Annotated in this window: 7 protein-coding genes; 5 read left to right on the plus strand and 2 right to left on the minus strand. The window is 59.3% G+C overall.

Annotation, left to right across the window (positions count from 1 at the left end):
* The 3 genes from D8U18_RS01765 to D8U18_RS01775 form a co-directional block, all read left to right on the plus strand.
* On the plus strand, nucleotides 1–176 hold a 176-nt coding region (locus D8U18_RS01765; RefSeq protein ID WP_177434978.1), incomplete at its 5' end, for a fumarylacetoacetate hydrolase family protein.
* Nucleotides 177–402: 226 nt separating this feature from the next.
* Nucleotides 403–1329: an SdiA-regulated domain-containing protein gene (locus tag D8U18_RS01770; protein ID WP_131106878.1), complete on the plus strand. Its 927-nt coding sequence runs from the start codon at nucleotides 403–405 to the stop codon at nucleotides 1327–1329.
* A 116-nt stretch (nucleotides 1330–1445) separates the two neighbouring features.
* Nucleotides 1446–2363: an SdiA-regulated domain-containing protein gene (locus D8U18_RS01775; protein WP_056854032.1), complete on the plus strand. Its 918-nt coding sequence runs from the start codon at nucleotides 1446–1448 to the stop codon at nucleotides 2361–2363.
* 104 nt (nucleotides 2364–2467) lie between these two features.
* On the opposite strand, the gene rpiA is transcribed toward D8U18_RS01775, so the two are convergent.
* Nucleotides 2468–3139 carry a ribose-5-phosphate isomerase RpiA gene (gene rpiA, locus D8U18_RS01780; protein ID WP_131106879.1) on the minus strand — a complete coding sequence of 224 codons (672 nt, stop codon included), beginning with the start codon at nucleotides 3137–3139 and terminating at the stop codon, nucleotides 2468–2470.
* 335 nt (nucleotides 3140–3474) lie between these two features.
* Between rpiA and ilvA the strand changes: the two genes are divergently transcribed.
* Complete coding sequence (gene ilvA, locus D8U18_RS01785; RefSeq protein ID WP_131106880.1) at nucleotides 3475–4989, plus strand: threonine ammonia-lyase, biosynthetic; 1515 nt, start codon at nucleotides 3475–3477, stop codon at nucleotides 4987–4989.
* A gap of 39 nt (nucleotides 4990–5028) precedes the next feature.
* Entirely contained in the window at nucleotides 5029–5454 is a 426-nt protein-coding gene (locus tag D8U18_RS01790; RefSeq protein WP_130908372.1) for a DUF2269 family protein, read from the plus strand.
* 120 nt (nucleotides 5455–5574) lie between these two features.
* Here D8U18_RS01790 and D8U18_RS01795 read toward each other — a convergent pair whose 3' ends face one another.
* Nucleotides 5575–6231, minus strand: coding sequence for an HAD family hydrolase (locus tag D8U18_RS01795; protein ID WP_056854028.1), 657 nt, complete (start codon nucleotides 6229–6231; stop codon nucleotides 5575–5577).
* Nucleotides 6232–6385: the final 154 nt, after the last annotated feature.

Consider the following 6385-nt stretch of genomic DNA (forward strand, 5'->3'; position numbering starts at 1 on the left):
GCGCGATGCTCAACCCGATCGTGCCGATGATCCAGCACATGGCCGGCTGCTTCTCCCTGCAAGCGGGCGATGTGATCCTGACCGGCACGCCGGTGGGCGTTGGTCCGTTGAATGTCGGCGACGAAATCGTTCTGGAACTGCCGGGCGCCAGCAGCTTCACCAGCAGCGTCCGTTAAGTCGGCACCAAGCCCTGTAGGAGCGTGGCTTGCCCGCGATGGCGGTATACCTGACACACCGGGTTATCGTTCATCGCGAGCAAGCTTTGCTCCTACTGGTCGGAAGGCGTTGCTGCCATTTCCCGGTTTTTTCACATTCGGTCTGGATAATTCCCGGGATTTCGGCGTCTGAGCCGATCCCAATTGTGCTATTACCCCTAGCCTGAATTTCTGGAACGCATCCCTGATGGCCACTCCACCGCTCACCACGCTCAAACCTGTCCGTCGCTCACGCTTTGCCTTGCGTTGGTATTCCTGGCTTTTGCTAGTGGCCGCCATTGCATACGGCCTGGCGTTTGCCATGCATTGGGATGATCGCGGGGTGCTCTGGCTCCAGGAACGCTTCGAAAGCGCCGCCGAGCGTCAGGAGAGTGTCTGGCTGCCGGACTATCACGTGGTGATCGACGCCAAGCCGCTGCCGGGCATGGAAAAGGATGAAGCTTCGGACGTTGCCTACGATCCCCAGACCAAGACCCTGTTTTCAGTCATGGGTAAAAACCCGTTCCTGGTCGAGCTGTCGTTGCAGGGCGATGTGTTGCGCAAGATGCCTCTGGTGGGCTGGAGCAACCCCGAAGGCGTCACTGTGATGGGCAATGGTTTGCTGGCCATCGTCGATGAGCGTGATCACTTGGTGAGCATCGTCAAGGTCGATGCCGACACCCGCGAGCTGAACATCGCCAACTTCCCCAAGTATGACCTGGGCCTCTCGAAAGACCAGAACAAGGCGTTCGAAGCCGTTACCTGGGATCCGCGTAACCAGCAGTTGCTGCTTGGCGAAGAACGGCCACCGGCGCTGTTCACCTGGAAGGGTGATGGCCAGAAGCTGATCGGTGACAAGCAGGCATTGGCCAGTGACGAACTGGATATTCGCAATCTGTCAGCGTTGGCCATCGATCCGCGGACCGGCCACACCCTGGTATTGTCCGCTGATTCGCACCTGTTGCTGGAGCTCGACGAAAAAGGCGAGCAGGTCAGTTTCATGACGCTGCTGCGCGGTTTCAACGGCCTGAAAAACACCATCCCTCGCGCCGAAGGCGTGACCATGGACGAGTCCGGTAACCTGTATTTCGTCAGCGAGCCGAACCTGTTTTACCGTTTTGAAAAACAGCGTTGAAACAATTTTGTAGGAATTTACAGCGTCGGTTGTAGGAGCGGGCAAGTGGCCATTAAGCTTCAATTCAGACAGGCGTGATATTTCATCCGCCTGATCTAATTCCGAGCCTGCCTCCAATGCGTCGATTTGCCCGCCCCAAACCCCTGATTCTCATGCTGTCGGTGATTGCGTTGATCGTGTTGATCGCGGTCGGCCAGTATCTGCGCCTGTTTGAGCGGACCTGGTTCAATCTGCACACGCTCTGGCAGCCGTTAAGTACCCAGTCTATTGCCCTTGACCAGTATCAAGTGGTTTTGGAAGCGCAGGTCATCGAGGGGCTCGATGATGACGTCTCGGCACTGACCTACGACCCGGTGCGCAAAAGCCTGTTCACCGTCACCAATAAAAACTCGGAACTGATCGAACTGTCCCTGGACGGCAGGATCCTTCGCCGCATTGCCTTGATCGGATTTGGTGATCCGGAAGCCGTTGAGTTCATCAGTGCCGACACCTATGTCATCACCGATGAACGTGAGCAGCGACTGATCAAGATCCGTCTGGAGGACGACACCACCTTCCTCGACTCGGCGGACGCGGAGCAAATGACCCTTGGTGTGCACATGAGCGGCAACAAGGGTTTTGAGGGCTTGGCTTACGATTCGGTGGGCAAGCGTCTGTTTGTTGCCAAGGAGCGCGACCCGATGCTGATCTATGAAGTGCACGGGTTTCCGCATTTCAATCCGGAAAAATCTTACGCGGTGCACGTGATCAACAACCCCAAGCGCGATGCCGGGATGTTCGTGCGTGATCTGTCGAGCCTGCAATACGACGAGCGCAGCGGCCACTTGATGGCGCTGTCTGACGAGTCGCGGTTGATTCTGGAGCTGGATGTCGACGGCCGACCGCTGAGCACCATGTCACTGAGCAAGGGGCGCCAGGGGCTGAAAAAGACCGTGCCGCAAGCGGAAGGGATCGCCATGGACGACGACGGTACGATGTACCTGGTGAGCGAGCCGAATTTGTTCTACGTGTTCAAGAAGCCAGCACAACCCTGAAAGACACCACCGGGCACTGTAGGAGCTGAGCTTGCTCGCGATGGCGGCGCGTCTGACGCACCGCGTTATCGTTCATCGCGAGCAAGCTTTGCTCCTGCAGGTCATCAAGCCTTGAGGGTCTTCACGCCTTCGCTGGTCCCCAGCAACAACAGGTCCGCAGGTCGCGCCGCGAACAGGCCATTGGTCACAACGCCGACGATTGCATTGATCTGCGTTTCCAGCTCCACCGGGTTGGTGATCTGCAGGTTGTGCACGTCGAGGATGATATTGCCGTTGTCGGTCAGCACACCTTCGCGGTAGACCGGGTCGCCGCCCAGTTTCACCAGTTGGCGTGCCACGTGGCTGCGAGCCATCGGGATCACTTCCACCGGCAGCGGGAATGCGCCGAGGACCGGCACCAGCTTGCTGGCATCGGCGATGCAAATGAAAGTCTTGGCCACCGCCGCGACGATCTTCTCACGGGTCAGGGCTGCGCCGCCGCCCTTGATCAGGTTCAGATGCTCGTCACTTTCATCGGCACCGTCGACGTAGAACTCCAGGTCGCTGACAGTGTTCAGTTCGTACACCGGAATCCCGTGGCCCTTCAGGCGCGCGGCGGTGGCTTCGGAGCTGGCGACAGCGCCGTCGAATGCACCTTTATGTTGGGCCAGCGCGTCAATGAAACAGTTGGCGGTGGAGCCGGTGCCGACACCGACGATGCTCTTGTCGTCGAGTTTCGGAAGGATGAAGTCGACGGCGGCCTGAGCCACTGCCTGTTTGAGTTGATCCTGGTTCATGCGGGCTCCGGAGTGCCGAGGAGGGAACGAAAGGCCGGCATTATAGGCTTCGGGGCGGGGAAGGTCATTGTCCGATTGGCAGAGAACAGGAGCCGGGGTGCCGGATTGCTTTTGTGGCGAGGGAGCTTGCTCCCGCTCGGCTGCGAAGCAGTCGCAAAACCTGGTAAGCGATACATCCGGATGAATGCGGGGGAGCGCTTCGTACTCCAGCGGGAGCAAGCTCCCTCGCCACAATGGTCCAACGGTGCCTGAAACCACCGGTTTAGTGTGGTCGTGCGGACAAAAGCCGGGTTAGACTCCATGGTCCTGCCCAACTCGCTCAGTGATGCTTTCCGATGCTTGAACAGTACGTCAAAAAGATCCTCACCTCGCGCGTTTATGACGTTGCCGTAGAAACCCCATTGCAGACTGCCCGCCAGCTCTCCGAGCGGCTGGGCAACGATATCTGGCTCAAGCGCGAAGACTTGCAGCCGGTGTTCTCGTTCAAGATTCGCGGCGCTTATAACAAGCTGACCCAACTGAGCGATGAAGAGCGTGCTCGCGGCGTGGTCACGGCGTCGGCGGGCAATCATGCACAGGGCCTGGCCTTGGCGGCCAAGGTGTTGGGTGTGAAAGCGACCATCGTCATGCCCAAGACCACGCCCGAGATCAAGGTCGAAGGCGTTCGCTCGCGCGGTGGCAAAGTGGTGCTGCATGGGGATTCGTTCCCTGAAGCCCTGGCCTACTCGCTGAAACTGGTCGATGAAAAAGGCTACGTCTACATTCATCCCTACGACGATCCCCACACCATTGCCGGGCAGGGCACGGTGGCCATGGAGATTTTGCGCCAGCACCCGCAGCCATTGGATGCGATTTTCGTCCCGGTCGGCGGTGGCGGCCTGATCGCCGGCATCGCGGCGTACGTGAAGTATCTGCGGCCGGACATCAGGATCATCGGCGTCGAGCCGGACGACTCCAACTGTCTGCAAGCGGCGATGGCGGCGGGCGAGCGTGTGGTGCTGCCGACCGTGGGCATCTTCGCCGACGGCGTGGCGGTGGCGCAGATTGGCCAGCACACCTTCGAGATCTGCAAGGATTACGTGGATGAAGTCATCACCGTCAGCACCGACGAAATCTGCGCGGCGATCAAGGATATCTACGACGATACCCGCTCGATCACCGAACCTGCCGGCGCCTTGGGTGTGGCCGGGATCAAGAAGTACGTCGAGCAGCGTGGGGTGACCGGGCAGACTTTCGTGGCCATCGACTCCGGCGCCAACGTCAACTTCGACCGCCTGCGCCATGTGGCCGAGCGCGCGGAATTGGGCGAAGGCCGCGAAGCGATCATCGCGGTGACCATTCCCGAGAAGCCGGGCAGTTTCAAGGCATTCTGCGAGGCCATCGGCAAGCGTCAGATTACCGAATTCAACTACCGCTACAACACCGGTAGCGAAGCGCACATCTTTGTCGGCGTGCAAACGCACCCGGACACCGACCCGCGCAGCGCGCTGATCGCCAGCCTGAGCGAGCAAGGCTTCCCGGTCATCGATCTGACCGACAACGAACTGGCCAAATTGCACATCCGGCACATGGTCGGTGGCCGCGCGGCGCATGTGGTTGACGAAGTGATCCTGCGCTTCGAGTTCCCGGAGCGTCCGGGTGCCTTGTTCAACTTCCTCAACAAACTCGGCGGGCGCTGGAATATCTCGATGTTCCATTACCGCAACCATGGCGCGGCGGATGGCCGTGTGGTCGCGGGCCTGCAAGTGCCTCACGATGAGCGTCACCTGGTGCCGGCGGCGCTGGAAGAAATCGGTTACCCCTACTGGGATGAAAGCGACAACCCGGCCTATCAGCTGTTTCTTGGCTGAACGGCTACGCTGATGGGCACTGTATAAGGACATCGAACCATGGAAACATTAACGGCGCTGAAAATGGCGCACACGGTGGCAACGCTCGTGCTGCTGCTGAGTGCGTTGGGCCTGGGGATCTGGGTCTGGCGTACTCGACGTAATGGCGATGCGACGGCGGGCAGCCGCACTCTGCAAAGGCCGCGAGTGTTTATCTGGCTGCTGATGGGGCTGGCATTGCTGAGCATGCCGTTTACCGGCTGGTGGATGGTGCACCTGGTGGGCTGGCCGCTGGGGCAGACCTGGCTGCTGGTGTCGAGTGTGCTGTATACCTTAGCGGCGCTGGCGTGGTTCTGGCTGCTGGTGCGGCTGAACAAGCTGCGCAAGGCGCCGGGTGGCGTGGGTAAATTTACTTTTGCGTTGGCGGTGTTCAGCTTTGTCTGCTTTATCGCCATTGCCGGATTGATGGGCGCCAAGCCGGTTTAATCAATGAAACTGCGTTGGCCCAATCGCTGGCAAGCCAGCTCCCACAAGGATTTTCAGTGAGCACCAATTGTGTGAACACCCGAAAAACCTGTGGGAGCTGGCTTGCCAGCGATGGCGATATCAGTCGCGCAGCGTAATCACCGGCCAGCCACGCTTCTCGGCTTCAGCGCGCAAATTCGGGTCCGGATCGACAGCGATCGGGTTGGCCACTTGCTCCAGCAGCGCCAAATCATTCATCGAGTCGCTGTAGAAATAGCTGTCCTCCAACGAATGCCCGGTCTCTTCCAGCCAACGATTCAACCGCGTCACCTTGCCTTCGCGAAAGCACGGCACATCGGTGCTGCGCCCGGTGTAGCGACCATCAAGCATTTCGCATTCGGTGGCGATCAGTGTTTCGACGCCAAGACGCTCGGCGATAGGCCCTGTGACGAAGCGGTTGGTGGCGGTGATGATCACCAGCTTGTCGCCGGCGGCGCGGTGTTTTGCAAGCAGCTCGATGGCCTTGGGCAGCATCAGCGGCTCGATGCAGTCGCGCATGTAGTCGCTGTGCCAAAGGGCAAGCACGTCCATTTCCGTGCGGCCGAGAATCTCCAGGCAAAAGTTCAGGTACGCATCGTTGTCCAGCTTGCCGGCCAGGTAATCCTGATAGAACTCGTCGTTTCGAGCCTTGTAGGCGATGGGGTCGAGGAAGCCTCGCTCACACAGGTAATCGCCCCAGGCGTGGTCGCTGTCGCCGCCCAGAAGCGTGTTGTCCAAGTCGAATAAAGCCAGCCGCATTGCAGTTACTCGCTGAAAAGTCTGTAGAAAGGTCACCAGAATACGTACTTTTCACAAGAGTGCACATAAGGTAGGCCGGCGCGTTGCTGCCTTCACAACCTTTGTGGAACAATGCGGCGACATGCGTTTGCGAGGTTGTTGCCGTGATCGACCC

The organism is Pseudomonas sp. Sample_10 (assembly GCF_004321495.1).
In the GTDB taxonomy this organism is placed as follows: Bacteria; Pseudomonadota; Gammaproteobacteria; order Pseudomonadales; family Pseudomonadaceae; genus Aquipseudomonas.